A 22,020-nucleotide genomic window follows, 5' to 3' on the forward strand; every position below is an offset into this window, starting at 1 on the left:
GGCGGGAAGGCCCTCCAACGTCGCCACCAGTGCCGGCCCGTGGGACTCCCCGGCGGTCAGCCAACGCAACCTGCTCAACGATGCTCCTCATGCTCGCGCCTGGTACAGCGACGGCGCGATCGGGTGCGCGGCCCGGACCCGCCTCACCCGATCCTCCCATGTCCGGCGGGGTTTATCGGGCCCCGGTCCAGCTATCGGACGCCTGAGGCGTCAACGGGCCCGCCGGCCGCGCTCGCGCTGCCAGGTGATCCCGTACCAGAGGACGACGGAACCGAAGAGTCCGAGAATGAGCGCCTTGGCCCACAGGGGCAGGGTGCCGAACGCCACCCTGACCATGCTGAAGACGACGAGGGGGAGGTCCCACCTCGACGCGAGTACCTGATCCGTGCTGTCCCCGTCCATGCCGCCCCCTGTGAATACGCAGGTGGAAAGCCTAACGGGCGGTGAGCGCCCGCTCTCCGGCGGCCCGCATGGCGGCGAGCGGACCCGGGGTCCGGCCCGTCATCAGCTCGACCTGGAGCACGGCCTGGTGGACGAGGAGGTCGAGTCCGCCGACGACCTGGCCACCCTGCCGCGACCAGGCGGCGGCCAGCGCGGTCGGCCAGGGGTCGTAGAGGACGTCGAAGAGGGTGCCCGGCCCTGCGGGTACGGACGCCGCCAGGGCGTCGGTCGTACCGGCCGGGGTGGTGGCGATCACCAGCGGCGCGGACAGTGCCGCTGCCGCCTCGGACCAGTCGGCCGTGCGGACGGGCACGCCGAGCCGCTCGCCCCACTGCCGCATCTCGTCCGCGCGGGCCGCCGAGCGGACGTACGCCGTGACCTCGCCGGAGCAGATCCGCGCGAGCGCGGCGAGCGCCGAGGAGGCGGTGGCCCCGGCGCCGAGAATGGCGGCGGAGGGCACCTTCTCGACGCCGCGCTCGTGGAGCGCGGCGACGATGCCGGGGATGTCGGTGTTGTCTCCGAGGCGTCGTCCGTCCTCGGTGAACACGACCGTGTTGACCGTCTCGACGGAGGCGGCCGTGTCACTGATGCCGTCCAGCAGCGGGATGATCGCCCGCTTGAGCGGCATGGTCAGGGACAGCCCGGCCCACTCGGGGCCGAGCCCTGCCACGAACTCCGGGAGCGCGGCCTCGTCGATCTCGAAGCGGTCGTACGACCAGTCGTCGAGGCCGAGCTCCTGATAAGCGGCGCGGTGCAGCACCGGTGAGAGCGAGTGCTCGATGGGCGAACCCAACACCGCGGCCCTTATGCGTGACATGTCCTGCTATCCGCCATTCTTCTGCTTCTGTCGTTGCTGGAACTCGTCGGCCAGCTTCGTGTGCTCTTCGTAGGTCTTGGTGAAGGTCGTCGTGTTGCCGTCGACCGACACGAAGAACATCCAGCCACCATGGTCCGGGTTGAGCGTAGCGGTCAGCGCGTCCAGGCCCGGGTTGTTGATCGGACCGGTGGGCAATCCCCTGATGAAGTGCGTGTTGTAGGGGTTGTCGAAGGCCTGGGCTTCCTTCAGGTTGAAGTTGATCTCGCTCTGGTTCTTGACGTAGTTGTACGTCGAGTCGAACTGGAGCTTCTGGTTCGTGACGTCGTTGGTCTTCTTGAGGCGGTTGTAGACCACCTCGGCCATCTTCCGGAAGTCGTCGTGGTTCTTGCCCTCGGCGTTGACGAGGCTGGCGACCGTGACCACCTGGAGCGGATTCTCCAGGCCCAGTTCCTTGGCCTTGCCCTCGATGCCCAGCTCCGCGTACTTCTGGGTCGCGTTCTTGACCATCTGCTTGAGCAGCGAGTCGGGAGTGCTGTCCTTGCTGAGGTCGTAGCGCGCCGGGTACAGGAAGCCTTCGAGCGGGTCGATGAGCTTCGGGTCGTTGTTCGCCCAGGCCGGCAGGCCGAGGTTCTTGGCCTCGCGCTTGGCGGTCTCGGCGGTGGTGCCCTCCTGCTGGCCCAGCTTCTTGTCGATCGCCGCGTACACCGAGGAGTTGCGCATGCCTTCGCTGACCGTGATGACGTTCAGCTTCGAGGGGTCGCTCATCACCTCGACCGCGGACGCGGCCGACATCTTCTTCCGGAGCGGGTAGACGCCGGCCTGGATGGCCTTGCCCGGAGGGAGCTTGGACGCGGCGTCGACGAACGCCTGCCCACTGGCGACGACGCCCGCCTTCTTGAGGATCAGACCCATCTGCATGAGGCCCGAGCCCTTGGGGATCTCGACGTCGACGATGTCGCCGCTGCCCTCGCCCGCGAAGTCCTCGGCCGAGCTGAACCTGGCCTTGATGTAGTTGTAGCCGTAGTAACCGCCACCGCCGACCACGCCGAGGATGACGACCGCGGCGACCAGGCAGGCCGTGCCGCTGCGCTTCTTGGGCTTGCCGCCCTTGGAGCGGCCACCCCGACGGCCGTCACCGTCGTCGTCGCCGTCGTCGCCGTCACGGCCTCCACCGGCCGTGAGCAGGCTCTCCTCCGGCTCCTCCGCGGCCTCCGGCTCCTCGGCGGGCTCCGGCTCCAGGTGCCGCCGACCCGGGGGCTGCGGCGGCGCGTAGGCGTCGTCCGTGCTGTAGAGGTCGGGGGCCTCACCGGGGTAGCCCGCCACGGGCTGCTGGGTGTAGGGGTCCACGCCCGCGTACAGGTCGGTCTGCGCCGCCGCCGTGTACCGGCCCTGGCCGGTGTCCCAGCCCTGGCTGTCGTACACCGGCTGCTGCGGCTGCTGCGGCTGCTGCGGCTGCTGCGGCTGCTGCTGCGCCTGCTGCTGGGCATAGGCCTGCGGCTGCTCGGCGTACTGCTGCTGCGGGTACTGGCCCTGCATGTACTGCTGCTGCGGCTGCTGCGGCGCCGGCTGCGGGTACTGCCCCTGCTGCGGGTACTGCTGCTGCGGATACTGCGGCTGCTGGTACTCCGGGTACTGCTGGTACTGCTGCTGGGGGTACTGCTGCTGGTACTGCGGCTCCTGTGGGTACTCCTGCTGCTGCGGGGCACCGGCATGAGGCACCTGGCCCTGCTGGGTCTGGTGCCCGGTCCACCCCTGGTCCCCGTACAGGGGGTCCTCAGGGTGCCAGGGTTCGGGGCCACGGCCCCGGCCATACTCAGTCATCGGTCCCCTAGAGCCGCGAGACGGAGGCCACGGACTCCGTCGTCCGTGGCACCCGGTTCCGCCTCTTTGACGGTGGGCGACGGCTGTTCGAATGCCGTCTCATCGCGCGGAACGTTACCGTATCGCGATCAGACAACCACTTCGACGCACTCACCAGGCGGATTACCTGATACCCGTTCGGTCTCAAGAGCGTTCTGAAGGATCACCACAGCGGCTGCCTGGTCGATGACCGACCGGCCCTTCTTGGCGTTCTTCCCGGAGGCCCGCAGGCCCTGTGCGGCGGTGACCGTGGTCATCCGCTCGTCCACCAGACGGACCGTCACCGGCTTGATGCCCTTGGCGAGTTCGTTCGCGAAGGCGCGCACCTTGACCGCGGCCGGCCCCTCCCGCCCGCTGAGCGAGCGGGGAAGGCCGACCACGACTTCGAGGGGCTCGTACTCCTCGACGAGCTGCCGCAGCCGCCGGTGGGCGAAGGGGATGTCCCGGCCCGGAACGGTTTCCACCGGTGTGGCCAGCACCCCGTCGGGGTCGCACGAGGCGACCCCGATACGGGCGTCACCGACGTCGATGGCGAGCCGGCGGCCGCGGCGCAGAGTCATCGTCAGACCGTCTCGACGACGAGGCGCTCGACGGCGCTGATGGCCTCCGGGACCGCGGCCGGGTTCTGGCCGCCGCCCTGGGCTACGTCCGGCTTGCCGCCACCGCCGCCACCGAGGGTCTTGGCGGCCGTACGGACCAGGTCGCCGGCCTTGAGACCGCGCTCGCGGGCGGCCTCGTTGGTGGCGATGACGGTCAGCGGGCGGTCGTTCGCCACGGTGAACAGGGCCACGACGGCCGGGCGGTCGCCGGGGATGCGGCCGCGGACGTCGAGGACCAGCTTGCGCAGGTCGTCGGCGCCGATGCCGTCCGCCACCTGGCCGACGACCAGGGCGACGCCCTTGATGTCCTGGGCGTTCTGGGCGAGCCCGGCGGCGGCCTGCAGGACCTTCTCCGCGCGGAACTTCTCGATCTCCTTCTCGGCGTCCTTCAGCTTGCCGAGCATGGAGGCGATCTTCTCCGGCAGCTCTTCCGGACGGCCCTTGACCAGGTCCTGGAGCTGGGCGACGACCGTGTGCTCCTTGGCGAGGAAGTTGTACGCGTCCACGCCCACCAGGGCCTCGACGCGGCGCACGCCGGAGCCGATGGAGGACTCGCCGAGCAGCTTCACCAGACCCAGCTGGGCGGTGTTGCCGACATGGGTGCCGCCGCACAGCTCCTTGGAGAAGTCGCCGATGGTCACGACGCGCACGCGCTCGCCGTACTTCTCGCCGAACTCGGCGATGGCGCCCTGCTTCTTCGCCTCGTCGATGCTCATGATCTCGGCGGTGACGTCGAGTTCGCGCGACAGCACGTCGTTGATCTTCTGCTCGACGTCGGTGAGGACCGAGCCGGGGACGGCGTTCGGGGAGCCGAAGTCGAAGCGGAAGCGGCCGGGGCTGTTCTCGGATCCGGCCTGGGCGGCCGTCGGGCCGAGGGCGTCGCGCAGCGCCTGGTGGGTCAGGTGCGTGGCCGAGTGGGCGCGGGCGATGGCCCGCCGGCGGTGGATGTCGATGGCGGCGTACGCGGAGGCGCCCACCGTCACCTCTCCGACCTGGACGGAGCCCTTGTGCACGGAGACGCCCGGGACGGGCTGCTGCACGTCGCGGACGTTGATGATGGCGCCCGAGTCGAGCTTGATGCGGCCCTGGTCGGCGAGCTGGCCGCCGCCCTCGGCGTAGAAGGGGGTGCGGTCGAGGACGACCTCGACCTCGTCGCCCTCGGAGGCGGCGGGCGCGGAGACGCCGTTGACCAGCAGGCCGACGATGGTGGACTCGCCCTGGGTGGTGGCGTAGCCGGTGAACTCGGTGGCGCCGGCGCCGTCCGCGATCTCCCGGTAGGCGGACATGTCCGCGTGGCCGGTCTTCTTGGCCTTGGCGTCGGCCTTGGCCCGGTCGCGCTGCTCCTGCATCAGGCGGCGGAAGCCGGGCTCGTCCACGGAGAGGCCCTGCTCCGCGGCCATCTCCAGGGTGAGGTCGATCGGGAAGCCCCAGGTGTCGTGGAGCAGGAACGCCTTGTCGCCGGAGAGGACCGTGCCGCCGGCGGCCTTGGTGTCGGTCACGGCGGTGTCGAGGATGTTGGTGCCACCCTTGACGGCCTTGAGGAAGGCGGCCTCTTCGGCGAGCGCGACGGTCTCGATGCGCTTGCGGTCGGTGACGAGCTCCGGGTACTGCCGGCCCATCGTGTTGATCACGACGTCGACCAGGTCCTGGACGACGGGACCGGTGGCGCCCATGAGGCGCATGTTGCGGATGGCACGGCGCATGATGCGGCGCAGCACATAGCCGCGGCCCTCGTTGCCGGGGGTGACGCCGTCGCCGATGAGCATGACGGAGGTGCGGATGTGGTCGGCGACCACGCGCATCGACACGTCGGTGTTCTGGGCGGCGCCGTACTGCACGCCGGTCAGCTCGGTGGCCTTGTCCATGACCACGCGCAGGGTGTCGGTCTCGTACATGTTCTGTACGCCCTGCAGGATCATCGCGAGGCGTTCGAGGCCGAGACCGGTGTCGATGTTCTTCGACGGCAGGTCGCCGAGGATCGGGAAGTCTTCCTTCCCGTCGCCGGCGCCGCGCTCGTACTGCATGAAGACCAGGTTCCAGATCTCCACGTAGCGCTCGTCGTTGACGGCCGGGCCGCCCTCGACGCCGAACTCCGGACCGCGGTCGTAGTTGATCTCCGAGCACGGGCCACAGGGGCCGGGGACGCCCATGGACCAGAAGTTGTCCTTCTTTCCCAGGCGCTGGATGCGCTCGGCGGGGACGCCGATCTTCTCGCGCCAGATCGTCTCGGCCTCGTCGTCGTCGAGGTAGACGGTGATCCAGAGCTTCTCCGGCTCCAGGCCGTAGCCGCCGTCCGCCACGGAGCTGGTGAGCAGCTCCCAGGCGTACTTGATGGCGCCTTCCTTGAAGTAGTCCCCGAAGGAGAAGTTGCCGCACATCTGGAAGAACGTGCCGTGCCGGGTGGTCTTGCCGACCTCTTCGATGTCCGGGGTACGGACGCACTTCTGCACGCTGGTGGCCCGCGGGGCCGGGGGCTTGGTCTCGCCGAGGAAGTACGGCTTGAACGGGACCATGCCCGCGTTGACCAGCAGCAGAGTCGGGTCGTCCGCGATGAGCGACGCCGAAGGGACAACGGCGTGACCGCGCTCCTCGAAGAAGCTCAGCCAGCGGCGGCGAATCTCGGCCGACTCCATCAGTGGTCCTCATTCCGGTCGTACGAAAACTTGGGTCGATAGGTGGTCTTGGTGTTCTCGATGGCCCGCAGCCGCCGCGGGCCGGGGAGGGCCGTGACGTTGTCGGGCCGGTCGGGATCCTGGTGGAGCCCGAGTGCGTCGTTCAGCTCGTCCTCGCGCTGCGTCATTCCCGCTTTGACGTCGAGGGCGAAATCCTTGAGGCGGTGTCCCGCCTCCACGGCCTTGTCGGCCGCCTGGGCGGCGAGACTCTCCGGCGTCAGCTTCTTCAGCCGGCGGTTGACCTTGGTGGTGGCCCACACGCCGGCGGCTGCGCCTGCGGTGAACCAGAAGGCTCGGCGGAACATCGGCGGTCTCAGCCCTTCTGCTTGCGGCGCCGGGCGGCCGGCACCGTACGTCCAACGATCACGGTTCGGCGGGATGCCTTCGGCGGTGTGCCGCCCGACGGCGCGGCGTCCCCCTTGCCCAGCGCCTTGCGGACGCCGTAGCCGAAGGCCGCGACCTTCACCAGCGGCCCGCCGAAGGCGGTGGCCACGGTCGAGGACAGCGCGGAGGCGTTGGAGGTGACCTCCTGCACGTCGCTCGCGATGGCGTCGACCCGGTCGAGCTGGGTGCGCGCGGAGCGGACGGTGGTGGAGGCGTCGGCGAGCAGGGGGACGGCCTGGTCGGTCACGTCGGCCACCAGCTTGGTGGTCGCCCTGAGCACCTGGGCCAGCCTCACCAGGGCCACGGCCAGGAAGGAGATCAGGATGGCCCAGAAGACGGCCACGATGATCCCGGCCACCTCTACACCGGACACGTCACACCGCTCTCTGTCTGTACCTGAACCGCAGGACTATTCGCCCTCCGACCCTATCGCGCCGGAGATCCTCGGCCGTACCGGAAATCCGGGAGGGCCGGGCCCGCCTTGAACGCAGCGCATCCGGACCAGTACCCTCCGTGTCCCATGCGACAGAGACCCCTTCGAAGTACCGCCGGGGGCAATCTTCCCTCGGAGCTCGGCCGGTTCATCGGGCGGGGTGGCGAACTCGCCCAGCTGGGGCGGCTCCTGGAGTCCTCGCGGCTCGTGACGGTGACCGGTGTGGGCGGGGTGGGCAAGTCCCGGCTCGTGCTGGCGGCGGCCCGGGCTGCCGCGGAGGGATCGCAGGAACGCTACTGCGACGGGGTCCGGCTGGCCGAGCTGGCCACCGTTCGGGATCCCGCGCTGCTGGAGCTGGCCCTCGCCGAGGCGCTCCAGCTGACCGACCACACCACCAGGCCGCCCCGCACCGTCCTGGCCGAGCACCTGGCCGGGAAGCGGCTGCTGCTGGTCCTGGACGGCTTCGAGCAACTGGTCGACGAGTGCGCCGACCTGGTACGGGAGCTGCTGCGCCGCTGCCCCGGCCTGCAGGTCCTCGCGGCGGGCCGGCGCCCCCTGGCCCTCGACGGGGAGTCGACCTTCCCGCTGGCCCCGCCGCCCCCCGAGGAGGCGCTGGCCCTGCTGGTGGCGCGGGCGACCGCAGGCGACCCGGCGTTCGCGGTGACCGCGGAGAACCGGGCCGCGCTGGTCGAGCTGTGCGCCCGCCTGGACGGGATCCCGCTGGCGCTGGAGCTGGCGGCGGGCCGGCTGCGGACGCTGTCCCCCGAGCAGGTACTGGCTCGTCTGGAGGACCGCTTCGCGCTGCTGACCGGCGGGGTGCGCGGCGGGCTCGCCCGGCACCGGGCACTGCGGACGGCCATCGGCTGGAGCCATGAGCTGTGCGCACCGGCGGAGCGGCTGCTGTGGGCCCGGTTGTCGGTGTTCGCCGGGCAGTTCGACCTCGACGCCGTCGAATACGTGTGCGCGGGTCCGGATCTGCCGGTGGAGGACGTGCTGGACCTGGTCGGGGAGCTCCTGACCCAGTCCCTGCTGATCCGCGAGGAGACGCCCGCCGGGGTGCGGTTCCGCATGCTGGAGACCGTACGGGCGTACGGAGCGGGCTGGTTGGAGTCGTCGGGCGACGCCGTGCGGCTGCGGCGGCGCCATCGGGACTGGTACCTGGGCCTGGCGACGTGGTGCGAGTCGGACTGGTTCAGCCCACGCCAGCAGGAGGTGGCCGCGCTGGTGGAGGTGGAGCTGCCGAACGTGCGGCTCGCCCTGGAATGCTGCCTGGACGAGCCGGACGAGGCCCATCTGGGGCAGTACCTGGCGGGGACGCTGTGGTTCTACTGGGCGGGCTGCGGGCGGCTGACCGAGGGGCGGCACTGGCTGGAGCGGACCCTGGAGCCGGTGGACCGGGCGGTCGAGTACGAGAGCTCGCGGCTGAAGGCCCTGTGGGTGCTGGGCTACGTCGCGGCCCTGCAGGGGGACGCGACCGCCTCGATGAGCGCCCTGTACGAGTGCCGGGACGGCGCGGCGCAGCGCGGGAACCCGGTGGCCGCCGCCTACGCGGTGCACCGGATGGGCTGCCTGGCCTTGGTCTCGGACGACATGGCGCGGGCCCGGGAGCTGCTGGGCACGGCGCTGGAGCAGTACCGGGCGGCCGGCGAGCTGAACAGCAACGTGCTGATGTGCCAGGTGGAGCTGGGGATGGCGCTGGCCTTCCTCGGTGACCTGCCGGGCGCGCTCGCGCTGTGCGGGGAGGTCCGGGAGATCTGCGAGGAGCGCGGGGAGCGCTGGACGAAGGCGTACGCCCTGTACGTCCTCGCGTACGCGGCCCTGGACGCGGGGCGCACGCCGGAGGCGCGGCGGCTGCTGACCGAGTGCGTGGCGATCAACCACGTCTTCCACGACCTGGTCGGTCTGGTGCTCGCGCTGGAGCTGCTCGCGCTGGTCACGGTCGCGGAGGGGGACGCCGCCGAGGCGGCGGTGCTCCAGGGGGCGGCGGAGCCGATGTGGGACGGAGTGGGGCTGCAGCTGTTCGGCTCGGGGTACTTCAACGCCCCGCGGCTGATGTGTCGGGAGCAGGCGGGCGAGCTGCTGGGCGCCGAGCGCTACGCGGCGTACGAGGCCGAGGGGCGGGAGCTGAGCCGTGAGGCGCTGGTCGGGCGGGCGCTGAGCAGCCCCGAGGAGCGGGGCGGCGCCGGCGGGGTGCCGCGGCAGGCCGGGCGGCTGCGCGGCTCCAGGGTGCCGTCGAGCCGCGCGGCGGCGGACCAGCCGTAGCACCGCGACCGTCCCCTCCTGGGAAACGGAAAACCCGCCGCCCCATGGAGGGGACGGCGGGCTGACCAGTCGGTGAGACCAGGCCTGCGTCAGCGGGCGTAGTACTCGACGACGAGCTGCTCGTCGCAGATGACCGGGATTTCCTTGCGGTTCGGGTCGCGGTCCAGGCGGAAGGCCAGGGCCTTCAGGTTGACCTGCAGGTAGCGCGGGGTCTCGCCCTCGCCTGCGTAGCCACCCTCACGGGCAACCTGGAACGGAACCTTCTCGCGGCTGCGCTCGCGCACGGTGATGACGTCGTCCGGGCGGACACGGAACGACGGCTTGTCGACCTTGTCACCGTTGACCTCGATGTGGCCGTGAACGACCATCTGGCGAGCCTGGTAGATGGTGCGGGCGATGCCCGAACGCAGGACCAGGGCGTCGAGGCGACGCTCGAGCTCGACGACAAGCGCCTCGCCCGTCTTGCCTTCGGCCTTCTTGGCGCGGTCGTACGCGCGGGCCATCTGACGCTCAGAGATGTCGTACTGAGCGCGCAGACGCTGCTTCTCGAGCAGACGAACCTTGTAGTCCGAGTTCTGCTTGCGGCCACGGCCGTGCTCGCCCGGCGGGTAGGGGCGGGCCTCGAAGTACTTGACGGCCTTCGGGGTCAGCGCAATGCCGAGGGCACGCGACTTCTTGACCTTGGGTCGCTTCTGGTTCACGGGGAACCTACCTCCATGTAAGTTAGGTGAGGCTTACCTTAGCGAGGAGGACGTAATGTCTCGACCACATGGGATCCCCCTGCCCAGTGCGCAGCGCAGTCCGGATTCAGACGAAACAGAATCCGCTTGCGCCGACGATAAGCAAGGTCAGCCGCGTCCCAGGGAAGGCGTTCGGCAGCTCACCGGAGCCGAACGCGTACGAACCCTCGTAGAGTCCAACGCCTCAGTATCCCTCACGCTGATCGGTGCTCGTGACAGTCACGAGGCCGAGGAGTTCGGGACAGGGCTGCCGGTCGCACGGACCGTCACCCCGGACGGGGACGTGATTCTCCTGGTGTCAGGGGAATCCGCGGCTGCCAGGGCAGCCGCTCACGCCCAGGACGACGACCTCACCGCCGTGATCGAGATCACGGATGTGGCGCCGGTGTCCGTTCCACATCGTATCCGAGGCCGCGCCTGGCTCGCCGGGTGGCTGACGCCGGTGCGCGGGGACGACCGCGCCGCCTGCGCCGCGCTGCTCGCGGAGCGACAACCCGTGGGCGAGCTGCTGGGCATGCGGGAGTCCCTCGATCCCCCGCACGCCGGGCGCCCGGCGTGGATGATGCTGCGCCTGGAGGTCGGCGAGATCTCGGTGGACGATCTGTGGGGCGCCGAGCACGTGGACCCGGAGGACCTGGCCGCGGCGGAGCCGGACCCGATGGTCGCGCACGAGGCGGAGCTCCTGCAGCACCTGCACTCCGCCCACGGCGACCGGCTCGGCGACCTGGGTGGCCTGCTCGGCGCCCGCGAGGCCCGCGGGATGAGCGCCGTCCCCCTCTCCCTGGACCGCCTCGGCCTGCGCGTCCGCTTCACCGGCGGCCCGGCCGGCTCCTTCGACGCCCGCTTCGACTTCCCGGAGCCGGTCGCGGACATCTGCGGCCTGCGCCGGGCGATGCACTCCCTGTTCTCGGCGGCCTCGTACTAGGAGGTGAGGCCGTCATACGGCCTCACGGAGGGCAGATCGCCAGCATGTCCTGGAGGGCGAGCTTCTCCGGCGCCGTCACGGACAGGCCGTACTCGGCCTTGATGCCGGTGTAGCGGCGCGCGTACTCGCACCGGTACGCACGCCGCGGCGGCCGCCACTTGTCGGCCGTCCGGCTGCCCTTGTCGTAGTTGGTCCGCTTGTCCACGGCGAGCAGTACGTCGAGGTCGTTGGCGTACTCCAGCCTGCGCTGCGGGGTCCACGCGTACGCGCCGCCCCGCCAGGCGGCTCCGAGCGCGACCACGTGGTCGGTCTGGATCTGCGTGGCGCGCCGGTAGGTGTAGGGCAGCACCTTGCCGGTGTACGGGTCGTGGAGAGTGCCGGAGAGCACGACGCACGGGTTCCGGTCCCCTACGCGGAGGTCGTCGAGGTCCCGGCGCAGCACGTCGTCGCGGGTGTCGCAGCCGTTGCGCCCGCCGACGGCGTCGGTCTCGTCGGACCAGTACTTGCCGAAGTTCTCGCGCTTGTACGTCGCCCAGTTGCGGCCCCACTCGACCTTCAGCCGGGCCAGCTGCGCCCTGGCGGCCGCCGCGTCCGGCGGGAATCCGGCGCCGGCCGGCGGCACCCGCGCGACCGGGGCCACCGCACTGGCTCGGGCGGACGCGGTGTCGTCGTGGTGGCATCCGGCCGCCGCGGGCCCGGCGAGCGCGAGGGCGACGGCGACGGCGAACGGCCGGGACGGAGCCATGCCCGGAGCCTAAGCTCCGCCACCACGACCCCGGCGGGGCCACGCCGGGGCTACGGGGTGTCGACCGCGCGGTCGAGCGAGCGCCAGATCCGCTGGGCCCACTCCAGGTCGGCGGCGTCCTCGTAGGTGCAGAAGATTCCGGCGGCGGTCCCGTCGGTGACGGCCATGCCGTAGAACTCGTGGCGCGGCCGGCCGTGATCCTGCGGAGTCAGCCAGAACGCGTACCGCACGCCCTCCCCCAGCGGCTCGCGCACCCGCTGGGCCGGTCGGGTGTCGGGGGCGCCTGACATCAGGGCGGTGAGGAAGTCCGCGGGGGCGCGGCCCGTGACGTCGTCGGTCAGCAGATCGACGGCGGCGCTGCGGTCCGGGGCGGTGAAATGGTCCGTGCCGTCCGCGAAGGACGCGGTGAGCCCGGAGGTCCGCAGGACCGACCAGTGGTCTCCGAGGTCGGTGCGCACGTCCACGGGCAGCGGGAACGGGAAGCGGCTGAGGACGTGATCGCGGTCCCAGGTCCGCGTCAGGACGCGGGTGGCTGCCGGGCGGTGGATGTCGACGACGCAGGGCAGTTCCTCGGGGTCGGCGACCTTCGCGGTGACCTCGGCGCCGAGGAGGTCGTCGCCCCAGGGCTGGATCCGGTTGGCGAAGGTGCCCCGGACGGAGAGTTCCGCGTAGCCGGGCCGCTCCCACAGCTCGTGGGCACGCCGCAGGGTGTCCTCGTCCACCTGCACCCAGGCGCCGAGGACCAGCTCCGTGCCGTGCGTCAGCCGGACGGCCAGCAGACAGCGGATGAAGCAGCCGACCCCGTCCACCCGGAGCAGGGCGCGCACGCCGAGCCGGTGGACACGTTCCTCGGGCAGGCCGAGGGCGGCGTCGGGCAGGTTGAAGCCGAAGTCGATGCGGTTCTCGTCGGCGAGCGCGTCGCCGCAGCACGCGCAGGTGGGGAGGTGCGTGGTCACCCGGGCAGCGTAGGCCGGCCCCAGGCCGTCTAGGTCGCCCCGCGCAGGCGTTCGCGGACCTTCTCCACCACGTCCGCGTAGCGGGCCTCCGCGCCGTACCGGGTCGGCTCGTAGTACCGCTTGCCCTGGATCTCGTCCGGCGCGTACTGCTGCGCGGCGATCGCGCCCGGCACGTCGTGCGGGTACACGTACCCCTGGGCGTGTCCCAGCTTGGCCGCGCCCTTGTAGTGGCCGTCCCGCAGGTGCGGCGGGACGGAGCCGGCGAGGCCCGCCCGTACGTCGGCCAGCGCCGCGCCGATCGCGGTCGTGGCGGTGTTCGACTTCGGGGCCAGCGCCAGCGCGATCGTGGCGTGCGAGAGGGTCAGCGCCGCCTCCGGGAAGCCGATCATCGCCACCGCCTGGGCCGCGGCCACCGCGATCGGCAGGGCCGTCGGGTCCGCCAGGCCGATGTCCTCGCTCGCGGAGATCATCAGGCGGCGGGCGATGAACCGGGGGTCCTCGCCGGCCTCGATCATCCGGGCCAGGTAGTGCAGGGCGGCGTCCACGTCCGAGCCCCGGATCGACTTGATCAGCGCGCTGGCCACGTCGTAGTGCTGGTCGCCGTCCTTGTCGTACCGGACGGCCGCCCGGTCGACCGCCTCCTCCAGGGTCTGGAGGGTGATCTCGTCCTCGCCCTTGGCGATGGCCGACCCGGCGCCCGCCTCCAGCGCGGTCAGCGCCCGCCGGGCGTCGCCGCCGGCGATCCGCAGGAGGTGCGCCTGGGCGTCCTCCGGGAGTGAGACGGCCCCGCCCAGGCCCCGTTCCTCGGTGAGCGCGCGCCGCATCAGGGCGCTCAGGTCCTCGTCCGTCAGCGGTTCCAGCGTCAGCAGCAGCGAGCGCGACAGCAGCGGGGAGATGATCGAGAAGTACGGGTTCTCGGTGGTGGCCGCGATCAGCGTCACCCAGCGGTTCTCGACGGCGGGGAGCAGCGAGTCCTGCTGGGCCTTGCTGAAGCGGTGGATCTCGTCGAGGAAGAGGACGGTCTCCTTGCCGTAGCCGCCGGCCGCGCGCTTGGCGCCCTCGATGACGGCCCGTACCTCTTTGACGCCCGCGGTGATGGCGGACAGCTCCACGAAACGCTTCTGCGTGGCCTGGCTGACGACGTAGGCCAGGGTGGTCTTCCCGATGCCGGGCGGACCCCAGAGGATCACCGAGGAGGCACCGGCCGGGCCGCCGGCGCCTTCCCCGACCAGTCGCCGCAGCGGTGAGCCGGGCTTCAGCAGGTGCTGCTGGCCGACGACCTCGTCCAGGGTGCGCGGGCGCATCCGGACGGCGAGCGGGGAACTCGCGGGGTCCTTCTCCTGGCGGTCTTCGGCAGCGGCGGTGAACAGGTCTGGTTCCACACAGGAAGCCTATGCGAGCCCACCGACAGGGCCGCCCGCGCTCAGGAGGTCCAGAAGTCCCACCAGCGGGTCAGGATGAGCATCCCGATGACTCCGACGTGCAGGACGGGCAGGACCCAGGTGAACTCGTCGAGGAAGGACTTGAGCCAGCCCGGGGCCGGCAGCAGGCCTTCGCCGACGTTGTGCGCGGTGACGTACCAGAACATGAAGATGGTGGCGACCCAGGCCAGGCAGCACCACAGGCAGAGCGAGTTGATGTTGTACAGCGACTGGTACATGAGCCAGGTGCAGAAGACGACGCCGAAGAGGGTGCCGGCGTTGAAGGTGAGCCAGTACCAGGGGCGGAACGAGGCCCCGGCGAGCATGCTCATGCCGACGCAGATCACGATCCCGTAGGCGACGAGGCCGAGCATCGGGTTCGGGAAGCCGAAGGCCGACGCCTGGTCGCTCGTCATGATGTTGCCGCAGGAGACGATCGGGTTCAGGCTGCAGGCCGGCTTGAAGGTCGGGTCCTCCAGCAGCTTGAACTTGTCGATCGTGATCACCCAGGCGGCGAGCAGACCCGCGGCTCCGGTGATCACGAGCAGCAGGGCCAGGGCCCGGCTCCCCCCGACGGTCCTGCCCCGGGCGGTGTCCGCGTCCGCGCTTCGTGTCGTCATACCGCCCGCTCCACATCTGCCAGGTGATCAAGCACGGGCCATTGTGCCGTACGAGCCTGTGAACGGACGGGGGCCGGGGAAAGATCCCCGGCCCCCGTCGTGTGTACTCCCGTGCCGCCGCGGCCGGTTGCCGTCAGGCGAGGCGGGCGCGGACCGTGTCGACCAGCTCGGTGACGGGAACGGGCGACTGCTCGCCGGACTCCATGTCCTTCAGCTGGACGACGCCCTCGGCGAGGTCCCGCTCGCCGGCCACGATCGCGAAGCGCGCACCGCTGCGGTTGGCGTCCTTCATGGCGCCCTTGAGGCCCTTGCCGCCGTACGACATGTCCGCCGCGACGCCGGCCTTGCGCAGCTGTGTCACCAGCCCGAACACGGCCGGCTTGGCCTCGCCCAGCGCCACCGCGAAGACCGTCGTCGTCGCCGGGATGTCCAGCTCGATGCCCTCGGCCTCCAGGGCCAGGACGGTGCGGTCCACGCCGAGCGCCCAGCCCACCGACGGCAGTGCCGGTCCGCCGATCATCTCGGACAGGCCGTCGTAGCGGCCGCCGCCGCCCACCGCGGACTGCGCGCCCAGACCGTCGTGGACGAACTCGAAGGTGGTCCGGGTGTAGTAGTCCAGCCCGCGCACCAGCTTCTCGTCGTCCTCGAAGACGACGCCGGCGGCCGTGATCAGCCCCCGCACCTCCTCGTGGTACGCCTTGCACGCGTCGCACAGGTAGTCCCGCAGCACCGGTGCGCCCACCAGCTGCTTCTGCACCTCGGGCCGCTTGTCGTCGAGGACGCGCAGCGGGTTGATCTCGGCCCGGCGGACGGTCTCCTCGTCGAGGTCGAGGCCGCGCAGGAAGGTCTGCAGCGCCTCGCGGTAGACGGGGCGGCACTCCTTGTCGCCGAGCGAGTTCAGCAGGATGCGGAAGTTCGACAGGCCGAGGGTGCGGTAGGCCTCGTCGGCCAGGATGATCAGCTCGGCGTCGAGCGCCGGGTCCTCGGAGCCGATGGCCTCGGCACCGACCTGCGAGAAGTGGCGGTAGCGGCCCTTCTGCGGGCGCTCGTAGCGGTAGTACGAGCCGGAGTACCAGAGCTTGGCCGGGAGGTTGCCCTGCTTGTGCAGGCTGGCCTCCAGGGCCGCGCGCAGCACGGAGGCGGTGCCTTCCGGGCGCAGGGCGAGGTTGGTGCCGCCCTTGGTGGTGAGGGTGAACATCTCCTTGGTGACGATGTCGGTGGACTCGCCGACACCGCGGGCGAAGAGGTTCACGTCTTCAAAGCCCGGCGTCTCGATGTAGCCGTACCCGGCCTTGCGCAGCGGGGCGGAGATGGCGTCACGGACCGCCAGGTACTTCGCCGAGTACGGCGGGATCAGGTCGTACGTGCCCTTGGGGGCCTTGAAAGTGCTCACGAAACTCTCGTCACATTCCTCGTCGTGGAGCGGCGGTGCCGTCTCCGAGCCCGGCGGCGACTTCCCGCAGGTAGGGGTTGGTCGCGCGCTCGCGGCCGATGGTGGTCTGGGGACCGTGGCCGGACAGCACCACGGTCGAGTCGTCGAGCGGCAGGCACACACGGCCCAGCGACTCGAGGATCTCGGCGTGGGAGCCGCCGGGCAGGTCGGTGCGTCCGATGGAGCCGGCGAAGAGCAGATCGCCCGAGAAGAAGACCGGCGGGATGTCGGCCAGCTCGGGCATCCGGAAGGTCACCGACCCCTTGGTATGCCCCGGCGCGTGCGCCACGGAGAATTCCATTCCGGCCAATTTCAGGGTGGCGCCGTCGGACAGCTCGCGGACGTCGTCCGGCTCCCCCACGGTCAGCTCGCCCATGAGCGGCATCCCGATGGAGCGGCCGAGGGCCTTCTCCGGGTCGCTCATCATGTAGCGGTCCTCGGGATGGATCCAGGCCGGTACGTCGTGTGCTCCGCACACCGGGACCACCGAGGCCACATGATCGATGTGGCCGTGGGTCAGAACGACCGCGACGGGCTTGAGCCGATGCTTCTTCAGCGTCTCCTCGACACCCTGGGCGGCCTGATGGCCCGGGTCGATGATGACGCACTCCTCACCGGCGGCGGGGGCGACCACGTAGCAATTGGTGCCCCAAGCGCCTGCGGGGAACCCGGCAATCAGCACGTTCGTCCTCAATCGTCGTCCGGCGGGAGGCTGCAGACAGGAATGCTGCTGCTCAGAGCCTACCGGCGCCGCTCATTACACAGCGAACCCATATACGGTACGGCCTATCCCAGCCCGGACAGCAGTAGCAGACACGTACAAGGAGACGACCCGGTGGTCACGAGCGATCAGCGACGGCGACAGCTCGCCAAGGAGAAGTACGAGCGCCAGCAGAAGCCGGGCCGAGGCCCGGCGGAAGTCGCGCCAACGGGCGGCCGTGATCGGCGCGGCGGTGGCCGTGGTGGTCGCGACGCTGGTGGGCCTGATCGTCGGCGGGGTCTTCGACAAGGACAAGAAGGACTCGGCCGCGGACCCGTCCGCGAGCCCGTCGGCCTCGGCGAGCGAGCCGGCGCCCAAGCAGTCCCCCTCGCCGGAGATGGCGATCGACCAGAAGGCGAAGTACACCTTCGCGCTGAAGACGAGCGCGGGTGACATCAACTTCACGATGGACGCGGCGAAGACCCCGCAGACCGTGAACTCCTTCAAGTCGCTCGCCGACAAGGGCTACTTCGACAACACCAAGTGCCACCGACTGACGTCCGGCGGGATCTTCGTGCTCCAGTGCGGCGACCCCGAGGGCACCGGCCGCGGCGGCCCGGGCTACAACATCCCGGACGAGAACCTGGACTCGCTGGGCAAGGCCAACGAGCAGGGCCAGGTCGTCTACCCGGCCGGCACGGTGGCGATGGCCAACACGGGCCAGCCGGGCTCGGGCGGCAGCCAGTTCTTCCTGGTCTACAAGGACAGCCCGCTGGCGCCGTCGTACACGCCGTTCGGCAAGATCGACGCGGCCGGTATGAAGGCCCTGGAGGAGATCGCGAAGGCGGGTACGGTCGACGGCGGCCAGGACGGCGCGCCCAAGACCGAGGTGAAGATCGAGAAGGGCACCGTCACCCAGAACTGACGTGATGCGCCGACCCCGGGCCCGGCCGGTCCGCCGCCCGTACGCCGATATTCCGTCGTGCGGGATGCGGACAGCCGGCCCGGCGGTCGCCTATGTTGGCGTTGTGCAGGGCGGGCGCTGCCCGCCCCAGGAAACTGTGGACGATGCCCAGGGGGTGAACCCCTCGCAAGGCATCAGGTGGAGGAGGCGCTGTGAGCAGCGACCCGTGGGGCCGAGTCGACGAGACGGGCACCGTGTACGTGCGTACTTCCGATGGCGAGCAGGTCGTCGGATCGTGGCAGGCCGGCACCCCTGAGGAGGCCCTGGCCTATTTCGAGCGCAAGTACGAGGGCCTGGTGGTCGAGATCGGCCTCCTCGAAAAGCGGGTGCGGACCACTGATCTGTCCGCCAAGGACGCCCAGACGGCGATCGACCACCTGCGCACGCAGGTCGACGAGCACCATGCCGTGGGTGACCTGGACGCCCTGCGGGTGCGGCTGGACAAGCTGGTCACGACCGTGGAGTCGCGGCGCGAGGAGCGCAAGGTAGCGAAGGCCAAGCAGACGGACGAGGCCCGCGCGGCCAAGGACGCGCTGGTCGTCGAGGCCGAGCAGCTGGCGCAGAGCGACCAGTGGCGCAGTGCCGGTGAGCGGCTGCGCGCCCTGGTGGACATCTGGAAGGGGCTGCCGCGCCTCGACCGCAAGTCGGACGACGAGCTGTGGCACCGGTTCTCCCACGCCCGTTCCGCCTTCTCCAAGCGCCGCAAGGCGCACTTCGCCTCGCTGGACGCGCAGCGCGAGGACGCCCGCAAGGTCAAGGAGAGGCTGGTCGCGGAGGCCGAGTCGCTGTCGAAGTCGACCGACTGGGGTCCGACGGCCGCCCGCTACCGCGAGCTGATGGCGGACTGGAAGGCGGCGGGCCGGGCGCAGCGCGAGTCCGAGGACGATCTGTGGAACCGTTTCCGCGGTGCGCAGGACGTGTTCTTCGCGGCCCGCAGCGAGGTCTTCGCCGAGCGTGACGCCGAGCAGATCGAGAACCTGAAGCTCAAGGAGGAGCTGGCCGACGAGGCCGAGAAGCTCGTCCCGATCACGGACCTGAAGGCGGCCCGTGCCGCGTTCCGCTCCCTGAACGAGCGCTGGGAGGCCATCGGCCACGTGCCGCGGGACGCCCGGCCGAAGGTCGAGGGTCGGATGCACTCGGTCGAGCGGGCGATCCAGGAGGCCGAGGAGGGCGAGTGGCGTCGTACGAACCCTGAGGCGCGGGCCCGTGCGGCCGGTCTGACGGGTCAGCTCCAGGCGGCGGTCGACAAGCTGCGTGAGCAGATCGACGCGGCGCGTGCGGCGGGCAACAACGCCAAGGCCGACAAGCTCTCGCGCGAGCTGGAGGGCCGCCAGGCCCTGCTGGACCAGGCGCTGAAGGGCCTGGAGGAGTTCGGCGGCTGATTCGGGCCGCCCGTGCACGACGAGGGCCCCGGTACGGAGATCCGTACCGGGGCCCTCGCGCTGTCCGCTACGGCCTGCGGGCCGAGGTGACGCGGTAGACGTCGTAGACGCCCTCGACGCCCCGGACGGCCTTCAGGACGTGACCCAGGTGCTTGGGGTCGCCCATCTCGAAGGTGAACCGGGAGGTGGCCACCCGGTCACGGGAGGTCTGGACGGCCGCCGAGAGGATGTTGACGTGCTGGTCCGACAGGACCCGGGTGACGTCCGAAAGCAGCCGGGACCGGTCCAGCGCCTCGACCTGGATGGCGACCAGGAAGACGGAGGACTGGGTGGGCGCCCACTCGACCTCCAGCATCCGCTCGGGCTCCTGGGAGAGGGAGTCCACGTTGACGCAGTCCGCGCGGTGAACCGATACGCCACTGCCGCGCGTGACGAAGCCGACGATCGGGTCGCCGGGCACCGGGGTGCAGCAGCGGGCCAGCTTGACCCACACGTCGTCGACGCCCTTGACGACTACGCCCGGGTCGGCGTTGCTGCGCCGCTTGCGGCCGCGCGCCGGCGGGATCGATTCCTCGATGTCCTCGTTGGCCGCTTCCTCGCCGCCGAGGGCCGCCACCAGCTTCTGCACGACGCCCTGCGCGGCCACGTGGCCCTCGCCGATCGCCGCGTAGAGGGAGGAGATGTCGGGGTAGCGCATCTCGTGCGCGAGGGTGACGAGCGAGTCGCCGGTCAGGATGCGCTGGATGGGCAGGTTCTGCTTGCGCATGGCCCGCGCGATGGCGTCCTTGCCGTGCTCGATGGCCTCGTCGCGGCGCTCCTTGGAGAACCAGGCGCGGATCTTGTTGCGGGCCCGCGGGGACTTGACGAAGCCGAGCCAGTCGCGGGACGGGCCCGCGCCCTCGGCCTTGGAGGTGAAGACCTCGACCAGGTCGCCGTTGTCGAGCGTGGACTCCAGCGGGACGAGCCGGCCGTTGACCCTGGCCCCTATCGTCCGGTGGCCGACCTCGGTGTGGACGGCGTACGCGAAGTCCACGGGGGTGGCTCCGGCGGGCAGCGCGATGACGTCGCCCTTGGGGGTGAAGACGAAGACCTCGTTGCGGGAGAGGTCGAAGCGCAGCGAGTCGAGGAACTCGCCCGGGTCCTCGGTCTCCTTCTGCCAGTCCAGCAGCTGGCGCAGCCAGGCCATGTCGTTGACCGTGTCCTGGCCGGCGCTGCCCTTGGCGGCCTGCGGGACGTCGGTGCGGACCTTGGAGGTGCCGGCGACGGTCTGCTGCTTGTACTTCCAGTGCGCGGCGATGCCGTACTCGGCGCGGCGGTGCATGTCGAAGGTGCGGATCTGCAGTTCGACGGGCTTGCCGCTGGGTCCGATGACCGTCGTGTGGAGCGACTGGTACATGTTGAACTTGGGCATCGCGATGTAGTCCTTGAACCGGCCGGGGACCGGGTTCCATCGCGCGTGCACGGTGCCCAGGGCCGCGTAGCAGTCCCGGACGGTGTCGACGAGGACGCGAATGCCCACCAGGTCGTAGATCTCCGCGAAGTCACGGCCGCGGACGATCATCTTCTGGTAGACGCTGTAGTAGTGCTTCGGGCGGCCCGTCACGGTGGCCTTGATGCGGGCGGCTCTGAGGTCGACCTGCACCTCGTCGGTGACGACGGCGAGGTACTCGTCGCGCTTGGGCGCGCGCTCGGCGACCAGGCGCACGATCTCGTCGTACATCTTCGGGTAGAGGATCGCGAAGGAAAGGTCTTCGAGCTCCCACTTGATCGTGTTCATGCCCAGCCGGTGCGCCAGCGGGGCATAGATCTCGAGGGTCTCGCGGGCCTTCTTCTCCTGCTTCTCCCGCTTGAGGTAGCGCATGGTGCGCATGTTGTGCAGCCGGTCGGCGAGCTTGATGACCAGGACGCGCGGGTCCTTGGCCATGGCCACGACCATCTTGCGGACGGTCTCCGCCTGCGCGGCCTCGCCGAACTTCACCCGGTCCAGCTTGGTGACGCCGTCGACGAGCAGGGCCACGGCGTCGCCGAAGTCGCGGCGCAGGTCTTCGAGACCGTACTCGGTGTCCTCGACGGTGTCGTGCAGCAGACCGGCCATGAGGGTGGCCGGGTCCATGCCGAGCTCGGCGAGGATGGTGGTCACCGCGAGCGGGTGGGTGATGTACGGGTCGCCGCTCTTGCGCTTCTGGCCGCGGTGCCAGCGCTCGGCCACCTGGTAGGCCTGCTCCAGCTGGCGCAGCGTCGACGTCTCGATCTTCGGGTCGTTGCTGCGGACTATACGGAGCAACGGCTCCAGAACCGGGTTGTACGGGTTCGAGCGCTGCACGCCGAGCCGGGCGAGACGGGCGCGTACCCGGTTCGAGGACCCGGCGGACTTCGCCGGCGCGGGCTTGACCGGCGGCGCCGGCGGGGGCGTGGCGGGGGCCGCCGTGGTCTGCTCGGCCTGCGGGTCGGGCTGCGCGGCGGAGATTGGCTGGACCTCGTCTGGCAAGAGCGCTCCTCAGCGGATCCGGTGCCCGTGTCCGGTCCGGACAACCCATGGTAGCGAGGGTTCCGTGCCCCCGTTCCCCGAGCCTCCTCCACGACCGTTCCGGTGCGGGTCCGCTCCTGGGGCTCCGCCCCGGACCCTGTGCCTCAAACGCCGGCGGGGCTGGAAAATTCAGCCCCGCC

The 22,020-nt window shown here is 70.6% G+C and carries 19 protein-coding genes and 1 pseudogene; 4 read left to right on the forward strand and 16 right to left on the reverse strand.

The features are described from left to right. The 8 genes from AB8A24_RS32280 to AB8A24_RS32315 form a co-directional block, all read right to left on the reverse strand. On the reverse strand, positions 1-78 hold a 78-nt coding region (locus AB8A24_RS32280), incomplete at its 3' end, for a chorismate synthase (protein ID WP_301478463.1). A gap of 132 nt (positions 79-210) precedes the next feature. Further along, positions 211-402 (reverse strand): hypothetical protein, encoded by a 192-nt coding sequence (locus tag AB8A24_RS32285; RefSeq protein ID WP_328964065.1) that lies wholly within the window; start codon positions 400-402, stop codon positions 211-213. Positions 403-433: 31 nt separating this feature from the next. Then, positions 434-1,258 carry a shikimate dehydrogenase gene (locus AB8A24_RS32290; RefSeq protein WP_369478289.1) on the reverse strand — a complete coding sequence of 275 codons (825 nt, stop codon included), beginning with the start codon at positions 1,256-1,258 and terminating at the stop codon, positions 434-436. A 6-nt stretch (positions 1,259-1,264) separates the two neighbouring features. Further along, positions 1,265-3,079 carry an endolytic transglycosylase MltG gene (mltG, locus tag AB8A24_RS32295; protein WP_369478290.1) on the reverse strand — a complete coding sequence of 605 codons (1,815 nt, stop codon included), beginning with the start codon at positions 3,077-3,079 and terminating at the stop codon, positions 1,265-1,267. A gap of 128 nt (positions 3,080-3,207) precedes the next feature. Then, complete coding sequence (gene ruvX, locus AB8A24_RS32300) at positions 3,208-3,678, reverse strand: Holliday junction resolvase RuvX (RefSeq protein WP_030009552.1); 471 nt, start codon at positions 3,676-3,678, stop codon at positions 3,208-3,210. Between the two features lie 2 nt (positions 3,679-3,680). Next, a complete protein-coding gene (alaS, locus tag AB8A24_RS32305; protein WP_328964062.1) occupies positions 3,681-6,350 on the reverse strand; it encodes an alanine--tRNA ligase in 2,670 nt (889 codons plus the stop codon). Continuing rightward, entirely contained in the window at positions 6,350-6,694 is a 345-nt protein-coding gene (locus tag AB8A24_RS32310; protein ID WP_328964061.1) for a DUF6167 family protein, read from the reverse strand. Before AB8A24_RS32310 ends, alaS begins: the two co-directional genes overlap by 1 nt. Positions 6,695-6,702: 8 nt before the next feature. Further along, entirely contained in the window at positions 6,703-7,146 is a 444-nt protein-coding gene (locus AB8A24_RS32315) for a DUF948 domain-containing protein (protein WP_078851419.1), read from the reverse strand. 147 nt (positions 7,147-7,293) lie between these two features. Here AB8A24_RS32315 and AB8A24_RS32320 point away from each other — a divergent pair, with 147 nt between their 5' ends. Further along, positions 7,294-9,468, forward strand: a complete 2,175-nt coding sequence (locus AB8A24_RS32320; RefSeq protein WP_369478291.1) for an AAA family ATPase — start codon at positions 7,294-7,296, stop codon at positions 9,466-9,468. Between the two features lie 89 nt (positions 9,469-9,557). Here AB8A24_RS32320 and rpsD read toward each other — a convergent pair whose 3' ends face one another. Then, positions 9,558-10,169 carry a 30S ribosomal protein S4 gene (gene rpsD, locus AB8A24_RS32325; RefSeq protein ID WP_008740451.1) on the reverse strand — a complete coding sequence of 204 codons (612 nt, stop codon included), beginning with the start codon at positions 10,167-10,169 and terminating at the stop codon, positions 9,558-9,560. Positions 10,170-10,224: 55 nt separating this feature from the next. On the opposite strand from rpsD, the gene AB8A24_RS32330 reads away from it, so the two are divergent. Further along, the gene (locus tag AB8A24_RS32330) at positions 10,225-11,133 is read left to right on the forward strand and encodes a DUF2470 domain-containing protein (protein ID WP_328964059.1); all 909 of its coding nucleotides are present in this window, start codon (positions 10,225-10,227) and stop codon (positions 11,131-11,133) included. Positions 11,134-11,155: 22 nt separating this feature from the next. Here the strand turns inward: AB8A24_RS32330 and AB8A24_RS32335 are convergent, their stop codons facing one another. The 6 genes from AB8A24_RS32335 to AB8A24_RS32360 form a co-directional block, all read right to left on the reverse strand. Next, entirely contained in the window at positions 11,156-11,878 is a 723-nt protein-coding gene (locus AB8A24_RS32335; RefSeq protein ID WP_369478292.1) for an HNH endonuclease family protein, read from the reverse strand. A 50-nt stretch (positions 11,879-11,928) separates the two neighbouring features. Then, positions 11,929-12,834, reverse strand: coding sequence for a DUF2199 domain-containing protein (locus tag AB8A24_RS32340; RefSeq protein WP_328964057.1), 906 nt, complete (start codon positions 12,832-12,834; stop codon positions 11,929-11,931). A gap of 29 nt (positions 12,835-12,863) precedes the next feature. After that, positions 12,864-14,216 carry a replication-associated recombination protein A gene (locus AB8A24_RS32345; protein WP_328964056.1) on the reverse strand — a complete coding sequence of 451 codons (1,353 nt, stop codon included), beginning with the start codon at positions 14,214-14,216 and terminating at the stop codon, positions 12,864-12,866. A gap of 41 nt (positions 14,217-14,257) precedes the next feature. After that, a complete protein-coding gene (locus AB8A24_RS32350; protein ID WP_266389326.1) occupies positions 14,258-14,875 on the reverse strand; it encodes a vitamin K epoxide reductase family protein in 618 nt (205 codons plus the stop codon). 133 nt (positions 14,876-15,008) lie between these two features. Then, complete coding sequence (gene hisS, locus AB8A24_RS32355) at positions 15,009-16,268, reverse strand: histidine--tRNA ligase (protein ID WP_328964055.1); 1,260 nt, start codon at positions 16,266-16,268, stop codon at positions 15,009-15,011. 10 nt (positions 16,269-16,278) lie between these two features. Then, positions 16,279-16,989, reverse strand: coding sequence for an MBL fold metallo-hydrolase (locus AB8A24_RS32360; protein ID WP_328964054.1), 711 nt, complete (start codon positions 16,987-16,989; stop codon positions 16,279-16,281). Positions 16,990-17,142: 153 nt separating this feature from the next. Here AB8A24_RS32360 and AB8A24_RS32365 point away from each other — a divergent pair. Together AB8A24_RS32365 and AB8A24_RS32370 are read left to right on the forward strand one after the other, a co-directional pair. Continuing rightward, positions 17,143-17,932, forward strand: a pseudogene (locus tag AB8A24_RS32365) (peptidylprolyl isomerase). Positions 17,933-18,123: 191 nt separating this feature from the next. Then, positions 18,124-19,353, forward strand: coding sequence for a DUF349 domain-containing protein (locus tag AB8A24_RS32370; RefSeq protein ID WP_328964052.1), 1,230 nt, complete (start codon positions 18,124-18,126; stop codon positions 19,351-19,353). A gap of 67 nt (positions 19,354-19,420) precedes the next feature. Here the strand turns inward: AB8A24_RS32370 and AB8A24_RS32375 are convergent, their stop codons facing one another. Then, complete coding sequence (locus tag AB8A24_RS32375; protein ID WP_266389340.1) at positions 19,421-21,841, reverse strand: bifunctional (p)ppGpp synthetase/guanosine-3',5'-bis(diphosphate) 3'-pyrophosphohydrolase; 2,421 nt, start codon at positions 21,839-21,841, stop codon at positions 19,421-19,423. Positions 21,842-22,020 lie beyond the last annotated feature (179 nt).

Origin of the sequence: Streptomyces sp. BF23-19 (assembly GCF_041106355.1) — a bacterium.
Lineage (GTDB): Bacteria > Actinomycetota > Actinomycetes > Streptomycetales > Streptomycetaceae > Streptomyces > Streptomyces virginiae_A.